This is a genomic window from Pseudomonas sp. F8002 (assembly GCF_013385495.1).
In the GTDB taxonomy this organism is placed as follows: domain Bacteria; phylum Pseudomonadota; class Gammaproteobacteria; order Pseudomonadales; family Pseudomonadaceae; genus Aquipseudomonas.
In genome coordinates, this window is record NZ_JACAPW010000017.1 from 63,147 (window position 1) to 79,792 (window position 16,646).

The following is a 16,646-nucleotide window of genomic DNA, read 5'->3' on the forward strand; positions in this document are numbered from 1 at the left end:
ATATTGCACAATATTTTCAAAAGCACCGCTGAACAAATGTGGGAGCGGGCTTGCTCGCGAAGGCGGTCTGTCAGTCGATGCATCTGTGACTGATGCGCCGCCTTCGCGAGCAAGCCCGCTCCCACATTTTCGATTGCATTTCGTCAGCTGAGTTTGTGCAAGTAGGCCGGTAAAGGTTGTTCAGGCAGCACCGACAGCACTTTCAACCGCTGCAACATCCGCTGCCGGGCCCGTTGCAGGTGCTCGCGCAGGTTCAGCGCGGCGGCGTCGAAGGCGCCATGCAACAGCAACTCCAGGATCAGCCGGTGCTCGGCCAGCATCGCCGGATCGGCACCGATGCCCAGCAGCCGGTAGAAAATCCGGCTGATGATCATCGGGCTTTGCCCCTGGCGAATCAGCGCGGCGATCTTGCGATTTTGCAGGCCGGCGAGGCAGTGCTGGTGCAGGTCTTCCTCGATCTGCTCGATCTCTTCCAGGCTGCAATGGGCGCTGTTTTGCGCATCGAGCACGCGCTGCAACATGGCGTGCAGCAGGTCGCGGTCGAGGTTCGGCGCGCTCTGGCGCAGGGCTTCGGGCTCCAGGCAGGCGCGCAGTTCGTAGTCTTCGGTGACTTCCCGGGCAGTCAGTGGCCCGGCCAGCCATTGGGAATAGGGTTCCTTTTCCACCAGGCCACGGTCCCGCAGGCGCATCAGCGCTTCACGCACCACCGCGCGGCTGACGTTGTAGTGCTCGGCGGCGGCCTGTTCATCGAGGCGATAATGCCCGAAGGCGATACAGGTCGAGAGCGCCGCGCCGATTTCCTCGACGATGCGCTCCCCCAGTGGCCGGGTGTCCACCAATTCATCTTCACCGTTGAGGCCCAGGTGCGCATGGCTCAGGGGCAGGCGCAGCGGCTCCATGTCCAGGCCGTCGGGGTTGATCAGGTAACCCCGGCCATCAAAGCGGCAGATCAGTCCTTCGTCATGCAACAGGTTCAGCGCCTTGCGCACCGGCACCCGGCTGGTGCCGAACAATTCGGCCAGCGGCGCTTCCAGCAACACCAGGCCATGGCGGGCGGTGCCGTGGGTGATGGCGTCGCGCAGAACCTGGTGAATCATCGCGTAACGGGAAGCCGAGGCTGACACTGCTTTCATCGGGTTCTCTGGAGCAAACGGGTCGGTGGCCGGGGATTCTCTCATAGTTGTGCCTGTCACTCTGCGCCACGTCGGTGGCACTTTTTTGGGGCCTTCAGAGGGCTGATGTTACTTTTCTGCACCAAAATGTATTTATTAATAAAAGATACATTATTTCATTCCAGGCGAGCCTTAAACTCCAGCCGATATTTCTTTTAATGCCTGAAACCCATCTAGCCCGTGGATCTGCTCCAAAGTGCCAGGTGTGGCAACCGAGCTGTCCACAAGACTGGCACGAAAGCTGCCTTTGTAAAATGTACATTTTATTAATATGTACATTTTACAAAGGTCATTCCCATGTCAGACGCCACTTCAATGGCCGAGGATTTCGCCAGCGGTCGCAGCGACCCGGTGCAGGTCCTGGAACAGGCACTTGCCCATGCGAGCATGGCCCCCGGCGTGTTCATCTCCCTGACCGCCGAGCGCGCTCGCCGTGAGGCCGAAGCGTCGGCCGCCCGTTGGCGTGCCGGCCAGCCGTTGAGCGTGTTCGACGGGGTGCCACTGGCCTGGAAAGATCTGTTCGATGTGGCCGGCAGCATTACCACGGCGGGCGCGGCCTATCGCCGTAATGCGCCGGCCGCCTTGCTGGACGCGCCAAGTGTGGGCCTGTTGTGCCGCGCCGGAATGGTCAGCGTCGGCAAGACCAACCTCAGCGAACTGGCCTATTCCGGCCTGGGCCTGAACCCGCATTTCGGCACGCCGCACAACCCGGCCAGCGTCGATCAACCGCGGATTCCCGGCGGCTCGTCGTCGGGCTCGGCGGTCGCCGTGGCAGCCGGCATCGTGCCGATCGCCATGGGTACCGACACCGCCGGCTCCATCCGTATTCCGGCTGCGCTGAATGGCGTGGTCGGTTATCGCAGCAGTTGCCGGCGCTACAGCCGCGACGGCGTTTTCCCGCTGGCTCACACCCTCGACAGCCTCGGCCCGCTGACCCGCAGCGTGCGCGATGCACTGGCCATCGACGACCTGCTCAATGGTCGCGAGCAGCGCCCGCCACGCCCGGCCCGCAGCCTCAATGGCCAGCGGTTCTGGGTCGAGCAAAGTGTGCTGGAAGACGCACGGGTTGAACCTGCGGTGCGCGACAACCTGCAACGTTGTGTGGACCGATTGAAGGCGCACGGCGCGCTGATTGACGTGCGCCCCTCGAAGACTTTCCAGGCCACCCTCGACCTGATCCAGCACCAGGGCTGGCTCGGCGCCTTCGAAGCCTTCGCCCTCCACGAAGCCTTGCTCGACAGCCCTGATGCCGAGCAACTCGACCCCCGCGTTCGCCGTCGCCTTGAAGCGGCCCGCACACTGCCGGCCAGCCAACTGCTGGCGCTGTACGACGCCCGTCGCCGTCTGCAACAGCAGCTTGTCGACGAACTCGACGGCGCGATCCTCATCACCCCCACCGTGGCCCATGTGGCCCCGGCCCTGGCGCCGTTGGAAGCCGACTTTGAGCTGTTCGTCAGCACCAACCTCGCCACCCTGCGCCTGACCATGCCCGGCAGCCTGCTGGACATGCCCGGCGTCAGCCTGCCCAGCGGCCGCGATGCCCTGGGCCTGCCCATCGGCCTGTTGCTCAGCGCCCCCAGCGGCGAAGACGCGCGCCTGCTTCGGGCCGCGGTGTCAGTAGAAACCGCACTCACTTTTTAAGGAGACACATCATGGCTAAAGACATCCTCTGTGCATTTGGCGTCGACGTCGACGCGGTCGCCGGCTGGCTCGGTTCCTATGGCGGCGAAGATTCCCCGGACGACATTTCCCGTGGCCTGTTCGCCGGTGAAATCGGTGCGCCACGCCTGCTCAAATTGTTCGAACGCTACGGCCTGCGCACCACCTGGTTTATTCCCGGCCACTCGATGGAAACCTTCCCCGAGCAGATGAAGGCGGTGGCCGACGCCGGTCACGAAATCGGTGTGCACGGCTACAGCCACGAAAACCCGATTGCGATGACGGCCGAGCAGGAAGAAATCGTCCTCGACAAGTCCATCGAGCTGATCACCCAGGTCACCGGCAAACGCCCCACCGGCTACGTCGCGCCGTGGTGGGAATTCAGCAAGGTCACCAACGAACTGCTGCTGAAAAAAGGCATCAAGTACGACCACAGTCTGATGCACAACGACTTCCACCCGTACTACGTGCGCAAGGGCGACACCTGGACCAAGATCGACTACAGCCAGCACCCCGACACCTGGATGAAACCCCTGGTGCGCGGCGAAGAAACCGACCTGGTGGAGATTCCGGCCAACTGGTACCTCGACGACCTGCCGCCGATGATGTTCATCAAGAAAGCCCCCAACAGCCATGGCTTCGTCAACCCGCGTCACCTCGAAGAAATGTGGCGCGACCAGTTCGACTGGGTCTACCGCGAGCACGAACACGCGGTGTTCACCATGACTATCCACCCCGACGTGTCCGGCCGCCCGCAAGTGCTGCTGATGCTTGAGCGGCTGATCGAACACATCCAGAGCCATGCCGGCGTGCGCTTCGTCACCTTCGACGAAATCGCCGATGACTTTATCCGCCGCCAACCACGTACCTGACACCCGTACCTAAACCCTGGCCAACCTCCCGAGGCGCGATTCATGTCTATCTACAACAAGCTTGATCTGACTGGCTGGAAACCCCGGCAACTGACGCCCAAGGAAGTGCGTTTCGCCACCTGGATCGCGTTTTTCGCCTGGGTGTTTGCGGTGTATGACTTCATCCTTTTCGGCACCTTGCTGCCGGAAATCGGGCGGCACTTTAACTGGGGTGAAGTGGAGCAGGCGGAGATTGCGACATGGGTGGCGGTAGGCACCGCCGTGGTCGCGCTGGCCATCGGTCCGATCGTGGACAAACTGGGTCGGCGCAAAGGGATTATTTTCACCGTGGCCGGTTCGGCGATCTGCTCGGCGCTCACCGCCATTGGTGGCGCGTGGGGCAAGTCGTCGTTGATCCTGATCCGTTCGCTGGGCGGCCTGGGTTATGCCGAGGAAACCGTCAACGCGACTTACCTGAGCGAACTGTACGCCGCCTCGGATGATCCGAAACTGGCCAAGCGTCGCGGCTTTATCTACAGCCTGGTGCAGGGCGGCTGGCCGGTGGGCGCGTTGATCGCGGCGGGTTTGACCGCGCTGTTGCTGCCGGTGATTGGCTGGCAGGGGTGCTTCGTGTTTGCGGCGATCCCGGCGATTGTGATCGCGGTCATGGCGCGCAAGCTCAAGGAAAGCCCGCAGTTCCAGATTCACCAGCGTATCAGCGAGCTGCGTAAAAGCGGCGCGGTGAAGGAAGCGCAAAACGTCGCCGTGACCTACGGCGTGGACTATGACGAACACAGCAAGGCCGGCCTCAAGGCCGCATTCCGTGGCCCGGCCCGCCGTGCAACCCTGGTGATCGGTGCGGCGCTGCTGCTCAACTGGGCGGCGATCCAGGTGTTCAGCGTGCTGGGTACGTCGGTGATCGTCAGCGTGCACCACATCTCGTTCGAGAACTCGCTGATCATCCTCGTGCTGTCGAACCTGGTGGGCTACTGCGGCTACCTCAGCCACGGCTGGATGGGCGACAAGATCGGCCGGCGCAATGTCATCGGCCTGGGCTGGATGCTCGGCGGGCTGTCGTTTGCCGGGATGCTGTTTGGCCCGAGCAACATGGCGATGGTGGTGGGGCTGTACAGCCTGGGCCTGTTCTTCCTGATCGGGCCGTACTCGGCGGCGCTGTTTTTCATCAGTGAAAGTTTCCCCACCAGCATCCGGGCTACCGGTGGCGCGATCATCCATGCCATGGGGCCGATTGGTGCGGTGGTCGCCGGGTTCGGCGCGACCCAGGTGTTGTCGGCCGGGAGTGACTGGCAGACCGCTGCGCTGTGGTTTGGCGCAGTGCCGTGCTTCCTCTCCGGTGCGTTGATGTTTGCCGCGCGCCATGTGCGTCCGGAAACCGTCCAGTAAGGAGTTGATTCGATGAGTCGTAAAGTTGCATTGATTACCGGTGCCGCCAGCGGCATCGGCCAGGCCCTCGCGGTGGCGTACGCCCGCAGCGGCGTGGCGGTGGTGGGTGGGTATTACCCGGCCGATCCCCATGACCCGCATCACACGGTTGCGCTGGTGGAAGAGGCGGGCGGTGAATGCCTGATGTTGCCGCTGGACGTGGGCGATACAACCTCTGTGGATAACCTGGCGGCGCAGGCGGTCCAGCACTTCGGTCGCCTCGATTACGCGGTGGCCAACGCCGGTTTGTTACGCCGTGCGCCACTGCTGGAAATGACCGACGAGCTGTGGAACGAGATGCTCAACGTCGACCTGACCGGGGTGATGCGCACCTTCCGGGCGGCAACCCGGCACATGCATGAAGGCGGTGCGCTGGTGGCGATTTCGTCGATTGCCGGTGGCGTGTATGGCTGGCAGGAGCACGCGCACTACGCGGCGGCGAAGGCCGGCGTGCCGGGGTTGTGTCGGTCGCTGGCGGTGGAATTGGCGCCGTTGGGGATTCGTTGCAACGCGGTGATTCCGGGGTTGATCGAGACGCCCCAGTCGCTGGACGCGAAGAACTCCCTGGGGCCGGAAGGGCTGGCGAAAGCGGCGCGGGCGATTCCGCTGGGCCGGGTAGGGCGGGCGGATGAAGTGGCGTCTCTGGTGCGGTTTTTGACCAGTGAGGAATCGAGCTACCTGACCGGGCAGAGCATTGTGATTGATGGTGGCTTGACCGTGCGCTGGCCGGACTAACCCCCAGTTTTAAGCCGGACTCGCTCCAAATGTGGGAGCGGGCTTGCTCGCGAATGCGGTGGATCAGTTCCGCATGTATTGGCTGGCACTCCGCTTTCGCGAGCAAGCCCGCTCCCACATTTTTTACCGCGTTCGCCGTTTGATTATTTGAGGAGTTCACCATGCCCCAACTCTCTAACCGCCGTGCCGTGATCACCGGTGCCGGCAGCGGCATCGGCGCCGCCATCGCCCGTGCCTACGCCGTCGAAGGCGCGCGCCTGTTGCTGGCCGACCGCGACGCCGCCACCCTCGCCGAAACCGCCATCACTTGCCGTAACCTCGGCGCCGAAGTCCTCGAATGCGTGGCCGACGTCGGCACCGTCGACGGCGCCCAGGCCAGCGTCGATGCCTGCGTCACCCACTACGGTGGTATCGATATCCTGGTCAACAACGCCGGCATGCTGACCCAGGCCCGGTGCGTCGACCTGACCATGGACATGTGGAACGACATGCTGCGGGTCGACCTCACCAGCGTTTTCGTCGCCAGCCAGCGCGCCTTGCCCCATATGATTGGCCAGCGCTGGGGGCGCATTATCAATGTCGCCTCGCAACTGGGGATCAAGGGCGGCGCCGAGTTGACGCACTATTCAGCGGCGAAGGCTGGCGTGATCGGCTTCACTAAATCCCTCGCGCTGGAAGTGGCCAAGGACAACGTGCTGGTCAACGCCATTGCGCCCGGGCCGATTGAGACGCCGTTGGCCGGCGGCATCAGCGACACCTGGAAACGCGCCAAGGCCGCCGAGCTGCCCCTGGGGCGTTTCGGCCTGGCGGACGAAGTCGCGCCGACTGCCGTGCTGCTGGCCAGCGAGCCGGGCGGCAATCTGTTCGTCGGCCAGACCCTTGGCCCGAACTCCGGCGACGTCATGCCATGAGCGGGTATTAAGCATGTGCGGACTCTGCGGCCTGCTGGGCGAAGACCTGCACTGGAGCGATCCCTTGGGCGATGAATTGCCGCGCCGACGCGAACGCCTGCGCCGAATCGCGGCGATCAACCAGGTGCTGGCGGTGTTCCGGCTCAAGGTCGAAGACTTCCAGGGCGCGTCCTATCTGCTGCTGGGCGCCACCGGCAAACAGGAACTGGCCAGCGGCCTGGATCAACTGTGGCGGGCGGCAGAGACCATGCTCGGTCGACCGCTGGACCCGTTGGACCCGCGCCTGCTGGATCATCTGGAGCAACAGCCATGAGCATCGCCCTCAACGTCATCACCGGCTTCCTCGGCAGCGGCAAGACCACCTTGCTCAAGCGCCTGCTGCAAGGTGAAAGCCTCGGCGACACGGCGTTGCTGATCAATGAGTTCGGCGACGTCGGCATCGACCACCTGCTGGTGGAGGAAGTCGCGCCGGACACGGTGCTGCTGCCCAGCGGCTGCGTGTGCTGTTCGATTCGCGGCGAGTTGAAAGACGCCTTGCTCGGCCTGTTGCAGCGTCGTGAGCGGGGTGAGATTCCGGCTTTCAAGCGGGTGATCCTGGAAACCACCGGCCTGGCCGACCCGGCGCCAATCCTCGCCACCTTGAACAACGACGTGCAACTGCGCGGGCGCTTTCATATCGGCCTGGTGGTGACGCTGGTGGACGCCAGCCACGCCGCTTTGCAAGAGCGCCTGCACCCGGAATGGCTGGCGCAAGTGGCCGCTGCCGATCGCCTGCTGTTGAGCAAGACCGACCTCGTCGAAGACTGTGGCCCGTTGCGCTTGCACTTGCATGCACTGAACGCCGGTACGCCGATCCTCAATACCTGCGATATCGACAGCGGTGAACAACTGCTGCTTGGCGAAGGCCTGCGCAGTGCCGAGCCCGTTGCAGAAGTCAGCCGCTGGAAACTCCATCAAACCACCGCCGCCAACCACGGCGCTGCACAAGTCTGTTGCCTGACCTTCGATCAGCCGCTGGATTGGGTCGGTTTCGGGGTCTGGTTATCGATGCTGTTAAGATGCCACGGCGAACGTATTCTTCGCGTCAAAGGACTGCTCAACGTGAACGCCAGTAACGCTCCCATCGTCATTCATGGCGTGCAGCATTGCCTGCATGCCCCGGTTCACCTGCCTGCCTGGCCGGGGACCGATCGGCAATCGCGCCTGGTGTTTATCCTGCGCGGGCTCGACCCGGCTCTGCTGCGGCGCTCCTTTGAAGTGTTCTCCAGAAGGTTCGCCGCATGATCACGCTTCGCGTCCTCGGCACCTCGGTGACCTTGCTCGAAACCTTGCGTGTGCGAGCGGAAAAAGAGCTGGGCATTCGCCTGGTGTACCAGGTGCATGATGTCGAGCAGGCCCAGCGCATTGCGGTGATGCAACCTGACAGCTACGACCTCTACGACCAGTGGTTTCACAACGTCGACTTCGTGTGGCCGGCGCGGGCGATCCAGCCGATCGACACCCGGCGCATCGCGCTGTGGCACGAGATCAACGACCTGCCCAAGCGCGGACGCTTGTCCGCCAACGACCGCCTGGGCAGCGGCAGTGTGCCCAGCGAGCGCCTCTTCGTGCAGCACGACGGCAGCCTCGGCAGCACCGTCACCGAACGCATCAGCATGCTGCCCCTGACCCACAACGCCGACAGTTTCGCCTACCGCCCCGAGCGCTTGCCCGAAGGGTTCAACCGCACCAACGAGAGTTGGGGCTGGTTGCTGGACCCGGCCTGGGGCGCACGCACTGCGTTGCAGAGCGACGCCGCCATCGGCGCCCTGGACGCGGCGCTGGCCGTGCAAGGCGCGGGCCTCGCGAGCTTCAAGGACATCGGCAACATGAGCATCGAAGAGATCGATGTACTGGCCGATATCCTGGTGCGTAAACAGAAGGAAGGCCACTTCGCGGCGTTCTGGTCCGATGACGAGGAAGCCGCGCAACTGATGCTCAGCCCGAGCATCGATATCCAGAGCTTGTGGTCACCGACCCTGATGCGCCTGCATCGGGCCGGGGTCAAATACCGCCTGGCGGTGCCCCGTGAAGGCTATCGCGCCTGGTTCGGCGGGTTGTCGCTGTCGCGCCATGCCAAGGGCCCGGTGCTGGATGCGGCCTATGCCTACCTCAACTGGTGGCTGTCCGGCTGGCCGGGTGCGGTGATGGCGCGCCAGGGTTATTACATCGGCAACCCGGCTCGCAGCCGTGATCACCTGAGCAGTGCCGAATGGGACTACTGGTACGCCGGGCTGCCCGCCCGGGAAGAGCTGTTGGGCAGCGATGGCTTGCCGCTGATCGATGTGGGTGACGTGCGCGACGGCGGTTCCTATGAACAGCGCATGGGGCATATCGCGGTGTGGAACTCGGTGATGGATGAGCACAACTATCTCGTGCGGCGTTGGGGGGACTTCATGCGGGCGCGAACGTCGTAACGGCAGCCTGTCGCCAAATTAATGACATATAAACTCCCGTATTTATTGGGTGCACTTCTTCTCTTGCGCAGCTAATCTGGATAATTCAAATATCCCTGTAAAAAGGATATTTATTTGACGCCGGTTCAGCTATCGCGAGGGACGCGTATGACGAAGGGACGTTTCGGCTGGAGGGGGCAGGCGCTGCCAGAGGGCAACAGAATGAGGTGGCGCCATACGTTTCAAACCCGGATTGCCGGGGTGCTGGCGCTGCTGTTGCTGGTGGTCGTGGCGGCGGTGTATTTCGCGGTGAAGACCGCCACCAATCGCGCCGTGGAAAACCAGGCTCAGGTGCAGCTGGAAACCGGCAGCCAGGTGTTCGAACGCCTGCTCGACCTGCGTGGCCGGCGCCTGCAATACGGCTTGAACTGGCTGACGGCGGACCTGCCGTTTCGCCAGGCTGTCGCCGATGGCGAACCCGACGCGATTCTCGCGACCCTGCGCCGACATGGCACCGGCCTGAGTTCCAGCGAGGTATTTGTGCTGGGGCTCGACGGCCGCGTGATGGTCAGCACGTTACCGGCGCTGACGTCCGGCCAGGCCTTTCCCTATAACGATGCCTTGCGCCAGGCCCGGCGCAGCGGCCTGCAAATGTTGATCGTGGCCCTGGATGGCCGGCCTTTCCTGCTGGTGCAACAGGAAGTCGTCGACCCCGCACCGATCGCCCGTGTCGCCATGGGCTTTCCGATGGACGAAATCTTTGCCAGTGAATTGCGCTCCATGAGCAACCTGGAAGTGTCGTTCATCAGCGCGCAGCAGGGGCAGCCCGGCGAATTGTTCAGTACTCAGCCCGAGGCGCTACAGGCGTCGATTGCCAGCGACCTGCAGGGCGCGTACATCACTCCGGTGGCGCAATTGAACCTGTTCCACGGCCAGCGCTATCTCAGCCAGGTGCTGCCGTTGGGCAACACGGCAGACGGTGGCGAGGTCCGGGTGCTGCTGCAAAGCCCGCTGGACCACGCCCTTGAATCCTTCGCGCCGCTGGACCGGCAATTTCTCGCGATCGCCCTGGTGGTGCTGCTGGTGTCGCTCGCGGGTGCGTTGTTTCTGGCGCGGCGGGTTTCACGCCCACTCAATGCGTTGGTGCAGGCGGCCGAACGCATCGGGGCCGGTGACTACCGCACACCGGTACAGGTGCGCAGCCACGATGAATTCGGCCTGCTGGCCCAGGCCTTCAACGCCATGCAAACCGGGATCGCGGTACGCGAGCGACAACTGGCCCACAACGCCTTGCACGACCCGCTCACCGGCCTGCCTAACCGCGCGCTGGCCATGGAACGCCTGGGCAGCGCCATCAGCGCTGGCCGGCCGGTGGTGTTGCTGTACCTGGGGATTGAAAACTACCGGGTGATCAACGAAGGCTACGGCCCGGAAGGCGTGGAAGAAATGCTCCGCGAAGCCAGCCGCTGCCTGCTGTCGAGCCTGTCGGCCAGCGACACCGCCGCGCGCATCACCGGCAGCGAGTTTTTGCTGCTGCTGGAAAACACCGCGATCGACCGCGCGGTGGCCCTGGCTGACCGCTTGTATGGGCTGCTCACCGAACCCCAGCGCATTGGTGGCGATGAATTGCGCCACGAAGTGAGCATCGGCATCGCCGCCTACCCGGCCGACGGCCAGCAGGTTGAAGAGCTGATCAGCCGCGCCGCGATTGCCCGCCACGATGCGGCAGCGTTCCCGGGTTACTTACAGATCTACCAGCAGGACCGCGACCTCGCCCATCAACGCCAGATCAGCCTGATTCGTGACCTGCGCCGGGCGCCGACGGAGGGCGAGTTGTACCTGTGTTACCAGCCCAAGCTCGACCTGCACCATGGCCATGTGCGCCAGGCCGAAGCGCTGTTGCGCTGGCAGCACCCGACCCTGGGCCTGGTGTCGCCGGCCGAGTTCATTCCCCTGGCCGAGCGCACCGGCAGCATGGGCAGCCTGACCCAGTGGGTGATCGAAGAAGCCATTCGCCAACTGGCCGAGTGGGCGGTGCGCGGGTTGGAGGTGCAGTTGTCGGTGAACATCTCGGTGGATGACCTGGCCGATGACGGCCTGGCCCTGCGGGTGACCGAGTTGCTGGCGCACTACCGGGTATCGGCCCGGCAACTGATTTTCGAAATCACCGAAAGCGCGATCATGCACAACCCGGCCCAGGCCCTCAGCGTGCTGGAGCAACTGCGCGCTTGTGGCATCAGCCTGTCGGTGGATGACTTCGGCACCGGTTATTCATCCCTGGCGCAACTGCAACGCCTGCCGGTGCAGGAATTGAAGATCGACCAGTCGTTTGTGCGCAACCTCGACAGCACTTCCGGCGACGGCGTGATCGTGCGCTCGACCATCGAAATGAGCCACAACCTGGGGCTCAAGGTGGTGGCCGAAGGGGTGGAGTTCGAGCCCAGCCTCAAGCTGCTCAAGCTCTGGAAGTGCGACACGGCCCAGGGCTATCTGATCAGCCGGCCGTTGAACGCCATGGCGTTTGAGATGTGGATGCGCCGCGAGCGCGTGCCGGTGTAAACGCCACAAAAAAAGGCGGCTACCCATGAAGTAGCCGCCTTTTTCTTACCGCCGGTTTTACTTAATCCGGCAGTTTGAACGCCATCACGTAGTCACCCTGCTTGGTGCCCAGGGAACCATGACCGCCGGCCATGACCAGCACGTACTGCTTGCCGTCCTTGCCGGTGTAGGTCATTGGTGTGGTTTGCGCGCCTGCTGGCAGGCGGCCTTCCCACAACTGCTTGCCGTTTTTCACGTCATAGGCACGCAGGTACTGGTCAAGGGTACCGCTGAGGAAGGACACGCCACCGGCGGTGGTGAAAGTCCCGCCCAGGCTTGGCACGCCCATGGTCAGTGGAATCGGAACCGGCGAGCTGTCACGCACGGTGCCGTTCTTGTGCATCCAGATGGTCTGGTGGTTGGTCAGGTCGACCGCGGCCACATAACCCCACGCCGGCGCCTGGCACGGCAGGCCCAGTGGCGACAGCATGGCTTCGAGGATCACACCGTATGGCGCGCCTTTGTTTGGCTGCACGCCTTCGGTTTCGCTGACACGCGGGCCTTGCTTGGCAATGTCGGCAGCCGGGATCAGTTTCGATTTGAACGCCATGTAGCTCGGGTTCACGAACGCGATCTGGCGAACCGGGTCGACGGAAATGCCACCCCAGTCGAACACGCCGAAGTTACCTGGGTAAACGATCGAGCCCTGCAGCGATGGCGGGGTGAACGGACCGTCGTAGCGCATGGATTTGAAGTCAATCCGGCACAGCATCTGGTCGAACGGCGTCACGCCCCACATGTCACGCTCCTTGAGGGGCGGTGGCATGAAGTTCAGGTCGGACTTCGGTTGGGTCGGTGCGGTGTGATCGCCGGCCACTGCGCCTTGCGGTACAGGGATTTCATTGATCGGCACTACAGGCTGACCGTTCGAGCGGTCGATCACGTAGATGCTGCCTTGCTTGGTCGATGCCATTACCGCTTGCTTCACGCCGTCAGCGGTCTTGATGTCGATCAGCGAAGGCTGGCCGCCCACGTCCATGTCCCACAGGTCATGGTGAGTGAACTGGAAGGTCCACTTCACGTGGCCGCTGTCGATGTCCAGGGCAGTCAGGCCGGCGCTGTACTTCTCGGAGTCCGGAGTCCGGTCGCCGCCGTACTGGTCGGGCATCTGGTTACCCATCGGCAGGTAGAGCATGCCGAGTTTTTCGTCCACCGCGAACATCGACCACATGTTTGGCGAGTTGCGGGTGTAAGTCTTGCCCTCGGCCAACGGGGTGGTGTCGTCCGGGTTGCCGCTGTCCCAATTCCACACCAGCTTGCCGGTGTGCACGTCGAACGCACGGATCACGCCGCTAGGCTCGTCGGTGGAGACGTTGTCGGTCACGTGACCGCCGATTACCACCAGGTTCTTGGTGACGGCCGGTGGCGAGGTGGAGTAGTAACCGCCCGGGGCGAAGGTGCCGATGTTGGCACGCAAGTCGATCTGGCCTTTGTCACCGAAGTCTTCGCACATCTTGCCGGTGTCGGCGTTCAGGGCGATCAGACGGGTGTCGGCGGTAGGGACGAAGATGCGTTTCGGGCAGGCATTCGGCGCGGCGGCCGGGCTGGCGCTGCCAGTCGGGCTCTGTTCCGAGGCATAGACCGCGTCATCGTGATACGACACGCCACGGCAGGTCATGTGCGCCCAACCCTTGAAGTTGGCAGCACCTTCGCTGCTGATCTTCGGGTCGAAACGCCAGATTTCCTTGCCGGTGTCCGGGTCCAGGGCAATCACCTGGCTGTGAGGCGTGCACACGTAGAGCATGCCGTTGACTTTCAGCGGGGTGTTTTCCGCGGTGGTTTCACCGGGATCGCCTGGGCCAGGGATGTCGCCAGTACGGAAGGTCCAGGCTGGAACCAGCTTGTGGGCGTTTTCCGGAGTGATCTGTGCGAGTGGCGAGTAACGATCACCGAAGGCCGAACGGCCATAGGAGTTCCAGTCACCATCAGCCTGGGCTGGCGCAGTGCTGGCCATGCCCGGTACCGCATCGCGGTCCAGCTGGCCTTTCTTGACCATGGCGCCCGGGTCGGTGAATTGGCTGGCCAATGCAGCGGCGCCGGCCAGTACGACCGCGACGCTCAGCGCGCCAGTGCCCAGCGGCGAGGCTTGGCCACGCAGCAACGGACGGCGGAACCACGGGAGCAGCATGACGATGCCGAGGGCAAACAGCAGGGCCAGGCGCGGTACCAGTTGCCACCAGTCCAGGCCGACTTCCCACAGCGCCCATACGGTGCTGGCAAACAGCACCAGTGCGTACAAGCCCAGCGCCGCACGGCGTGTAGCCAGCAGCAACAGGCCTGTGACGGTGATGCCGAGACCGGCCAGCAGGTAATACAGCGACCCGCCGAGCATGCTCAGCTTGATCCCCCCGGCCAACAAGGCCAGGCCCATTATCAGCAGCAAGATCCCCAGCAGCCTGGGCAGCAGGCGACTTGGACTTGAAGCACCATCAGTGCTCATAGTGTGGTTCTCCGTTACGTTTTGAATTGATTGCGCACAGTTCACTGTAGATGACGTTCCGGCGCAGGCTTGGTTCAGGGCTAATTCGTTTTCTTCAGAATTTACTTACAACGTCAGAATGAGCTTTGCAGCTTGATCCCGCCGATGAGCGCGTCATCCACCTGGGCCACGGCTCCGGGGTGACGGATGTATTGCAGGTTCGGGCGCACCGTCAGCCACTGGGTGACATGGATGCCGTAATAGAGCTCAGCGCTGTATTCCGTGTGTTGAATCGGCAGGTAGGATGGGTCATCGAAGTCGTATACCGCGTGGGCCTGGTTGCTTGCCTCGGCATTCTTGCGGTAGGCCGGGTTGACGTGCACCCGGGCCACGGCGAAACCGATATCGTCCTTGGCGCGGGCGTCGAACAGGCCCTTGTAGACCACGCCGGCTTGCACGTAGTTATCCACAGCGTTGGTTTTCTTGTCGTGCATCGTGCCGTTGGCGAACACGTTCAAGCCCCGCGAATGGTCGCTGGCCAGGCTGGTGACTTGCTGCTGCACCCCCAGCCACACTCCGTGCTTGCTGGAGGCGCTGCGATAGGCCTCGCCGCTGAGGGCTGCCGGCTGGTCGTTGCGGTCTTTGTACACATCGCTGGCCTTGGCGCTGCTGTAGTAGTAGCCGGCGCGGTATTCGCCGGGCAGGCCGTTCAGCGTAGGCGTCCATACCAGTTCAACCGGGAGCAGGGCGCCTTGGGTGCCGCTGCCGCTGAGCTTGAAGCCGTTGCCGCGATCGAGGTTGGACGGGTTCTGTTCGTAGGCGCCGACCTGGGCGTACAACTCGGGCGTCAGGTGATATTTGACCCGCAACGCCCACTGGCTCACCGGCCAGTTGTACCAGATGCTGCCAACCCAGTTACCGACCTGCGAGCCGCAGAATGCGAGGTTCTGGAAGTCGCAGGGGAAGCTGTTGAAGTCTTCACCTTCGCCAAAGCGCCCGGCCTTGATGTCGAGCTTTTGGTCGAAGAATTTCTGCTGGTACCACATCTGCGTCAGGCGCCAGGTCTGGCCACGGCCCCAGACTTCCTGGGACGAGGTAAAACCGCCCACACGCGGATCGTTGACCCGGTCATTGGTGATGTTGTTGCCGCTGCGCTCGGTTACCGTCAACTGGAACTCGGCGTCGTGCCAGCCGAGGATCTTCTGCAGATCCAGGTGCGTGCCCAGGCCGAATTGGTCGCTGTAGCGCGCAGTGCGGTCGTGATCCGAGCCGCCGTGCAGGTTGCTGCCCATTTCGCCGGTGTAGTCGAATTTGAAGTCGTAGCCTTGTTGAGACAGCGCTGTCCGAGTGCCGCCGAAATCACCCAGCATCCACGGTGATTCAGCGTCAAAGGCAGGTGCGGCCTGGGCACAGTTGATCAGGCCGAACGGTAACAGCGCAGCGCACAGGCGCAGGTTGGGGAAAGCAGGCATAGGCAAAATGGGGTCTTAATATTTTATGGTTTTGAAACGCAAACAGCGGCCTGGCGCGTTCGCACAAGGGCGTTGAACACGGGCGGTCGATGGTTTGGTGGAATGATGAAACGTTTCAGTTTGTTGCTGACAAGGATAAAGCCCTGGCGCGGGGAGAGAAAGGGCTAAACGGAAGATGGATTCTTTCTGATTTGGTAATAGTGCGCTGGGTCGTCGGATTTGGTAGCAATCTGTGCGTTGGTTTGTGTTTGAGGGCGTGGTTATCTGCGTCACCAAAACAGATGGGGGGTCGACATGGAAGGCGACGACAACGTGGGTGAGGCAAAGGCTGTAACAGCCGGGGAACTAGTCATTATTCTCGGCCAGTATCACAGTGCAATGTCCAGACTGGGCTCCGGGATCATCAGTTTGTCCGGTGCTCTGAAACACAGTGAAAATGCCGAAGTGAAAGAGGCGGCAGATGAGGCTTGGTTAAAACTGAATGAGTTTATCGATTACATGGACAGCGTCGCTGATGATTTAAACGCGTTGGCCAAGGAAAAAGGCATCCCAAATGGCGAATGACCTCAAGAATAATGTGAGTTATCTTCGACACGAGTATCGTCAAGCCTCTTCACTCGAGAGTACCCGCAAAAGTGGTGGAGGCAGCGGAGGAGGAAACGACTTGGAAAAGCGTATTGATACGATTGAAAAAGCACTTCCTGATATACGCGATCGGCTTTCGCGAGTAGAGACGAAGCTCGATGGCATAAAAGAACAGATGGTGACCAAGGCTGACCTGATCGCCACAAGGGCCGAGTTTCGTGAAGACACATCAGGGCTGCGTCTTGAGATCGCCAATTTCAGGACAGACATGCAATCAATGGAAACCCGTATCCTGAAATGGTTTGTTGGAACTGCGGGCGTTCTGTCTGCCATCGCCTTTGGCGTCGCCCGACTCGTCCACTGACG

At 62.5% G+C, this 16,646-nt stretch carries 14 protein-coding genes; 11 read left to right on the top strand and 3 right to left on the bottom strand.

The annotated features are described in order from the left end of the window. Positions 1–143: 143 nt before the first annotated feature. Positions 144–1,133, bottom strand: a complete 990-nt coding sequence (locus HX811_RS14845; RefSeq protein ID WP_003210410.1) for a GntR family transcriptional regulator — start codon at positions 1,131–1,133, stop codon at positions 144–146. Positions 1,134–1,469: 336 nt separating this feature from the next. Here HX811_RS14845 and HX811_RS14850 point away from each other — a divergent pair, with 336 nt between their 5' ends. From HX811_RS14850 to HX811_RS14890, 9 genes are all read left to right on the top strand, one after another. After that, positions 1,470–2,813 (top strand): amidase, encoded by a 1,344-nt coding sequence (locus HX811_RS14850; protein ID WP_177046383.1) that lies wholly within the window; start codon positions 1,470–1,472, stop codon positions 2,811–2,813. Positions 2,814–2,824: 11 nt separating this feature from the next. Continuing rightward, on the top strand, positions 2,825–3,703 hold the full coding sequence (locus HX811_RS14855) for a polysaccharide deacetylase (protein ID WP_003210406.1): 879 nt from the start codon (positions 2,825–2,827) through the stop codon (positions 3,701–3,703). Positions 3,704–3,745: 42 nt separating this feature from the next. Beyond that, the gene (locus HX811_RS14860; RefSeq protein ID WP_003210404.1) at positions 3,746–5,086 is read left to right on the top strand and encodes an MFS transporter; all 1,341 of its coding nucleotides are present in this window, start codon (positions 3,746–3,748) and stop codon (positions 5,084–5,086) included. Positions 5,087–5,098: 12 nt separating this feature from the next. Beyond that, positions 5,099–5,860, top strand: a complete 762-nt coding sequence (locus tag HX811_RS14865) for an SDR family NAD(P)-dependent oxidoreductase (RefSeq protein ID WP_003210402.1) — start codon at positions 5,099–5,101, stop codon at positions 5,858–5,860. A 161-nt stretch (positions 5,861–6,021) separates the two neighbouring features. Then, positions 6,022–6,771: an SDR family NAD(P)-dependent oxidoreductase gene (locus tag HX811_RS14870; protein ID WP_177046385.1), complete on the top strand. Its 750-nt coding sequence runs from the start codon at positions 6,022–6,024 to the stop codon at positions 6,769–6,771. Between the two features lie 13 nt (positions 6,772–6,784). Continuing rightward, the gene (locus tag HX811_RS14875; protein ID WP_017476087.1) at positions 6,785–7,084 is read left to right on the top strand and encodes a hypothetical protein; all 300 of its coding nucleotides are present in this window, start codon (positions 6,785–6,787) and stop codon (positions 7,082–7,084) included. Next, positions 7,081–8,055: a GTP-binding protein gene (locus HX811_RS14880; protein ID WP_177046387.1), complete on the top strand. Its 975-nt coding sequence runs from the start codon at positions 7,081–7,083 to the stop codon at positions 8,053–8,055. Before HX811_RS14875 ends, HX811_RS14880 begins: the two co-directional genes overlap by 4 nt. After that, positions 8,052–9,227 carry a PotD/PotF family extracellular solute-binding protein gene (locus HX811_RS14885; RefSeq protein ID WP_177046389.1) on the top strand — a complete coding sequence of 392 codons (1,176 nt, stop codon included), beginning with the start codon at positions 8,052–8,054 and terminating at the stop codon, positions 9,225–9,227. The genes HX811_RS14880 and HX811_RS14885 overlap by 4 nt, the downstream gene beginning before the upstream one ends. A 201-nt stretch (positions 9,228–9,428) precedes the next feature. Beyond that, the gene (locus HX811_RS14890) at positions 9,429–11,765 is read left to right on the top strand and encodes a bifunctional diguanylate cyclase/phosphodiesterase (RefSeq protein ID WP_177046391.1); all 2,337 of its coding nucleotides are present in this window, start codon (positions 9,429–9,431) and stop codon (positions 11,763–11,765) included. 61 nt (positions 11,766–11,826) lie between these two features. Here the strand turns inward: HX811_RS14890 and HX811_RS14895 are convergent, their stop codons facing one another. Further along, positions 11,827–14,244: a glucose/quinate/shikimate family membrane-bound PQQ-dependent dehydrogenase gene (locus tag HX811_RS14895; protein ID WP_008438499.1), complete on the bottom strand. Its 2,418-nt coding sequence runs from the start codon at positions 14,242–14,244 to the stop codon at positions 11,827–11,829. Between the two features lie 113 nt (positions 14,245–14,357). Then, positions 14,358–15,695: a carbohydrate porin gene (locus tag HX811_RS14900; RefSeq protein ID WP_102605931.1), complete on the bottom strand. Its 1,338-nt coding sequence runs from the start codon at positions 15,693–15,695 to the stop codon at positions 14,358–14,360. Positions 15,696–15,989: 294 nt separating this feature from the next. On the opposite strand from HX811_RS14900, the gene HX811_RS14905 reads away from it, so the two are divergent. Together HX811_RS14905 and HX811_RS14910 are read left to right on the top strand one after the other, a co-directional pair. Then, positions 15,990–16,259, top strand: coding sequence for a hypothetical protein (locus HX811_RS14905; protein ID WP_102368168.1), 270 nt, complete (start codon positions 15,990–15,992; stop codon positions 16,257–16,259). 100 nt (positions 16,260–16,359) lie between these two features. After that, entirely contained in the window at positions 16,360–16,644 is a 285-nt protein-coding gene (locus HX811_RS14910; RefSeq protein WP_250884721.1) for a CCDC90 family protein, read from the top strand. Positions 16,645–16,646: the final 2 nt, after the last annotated feature.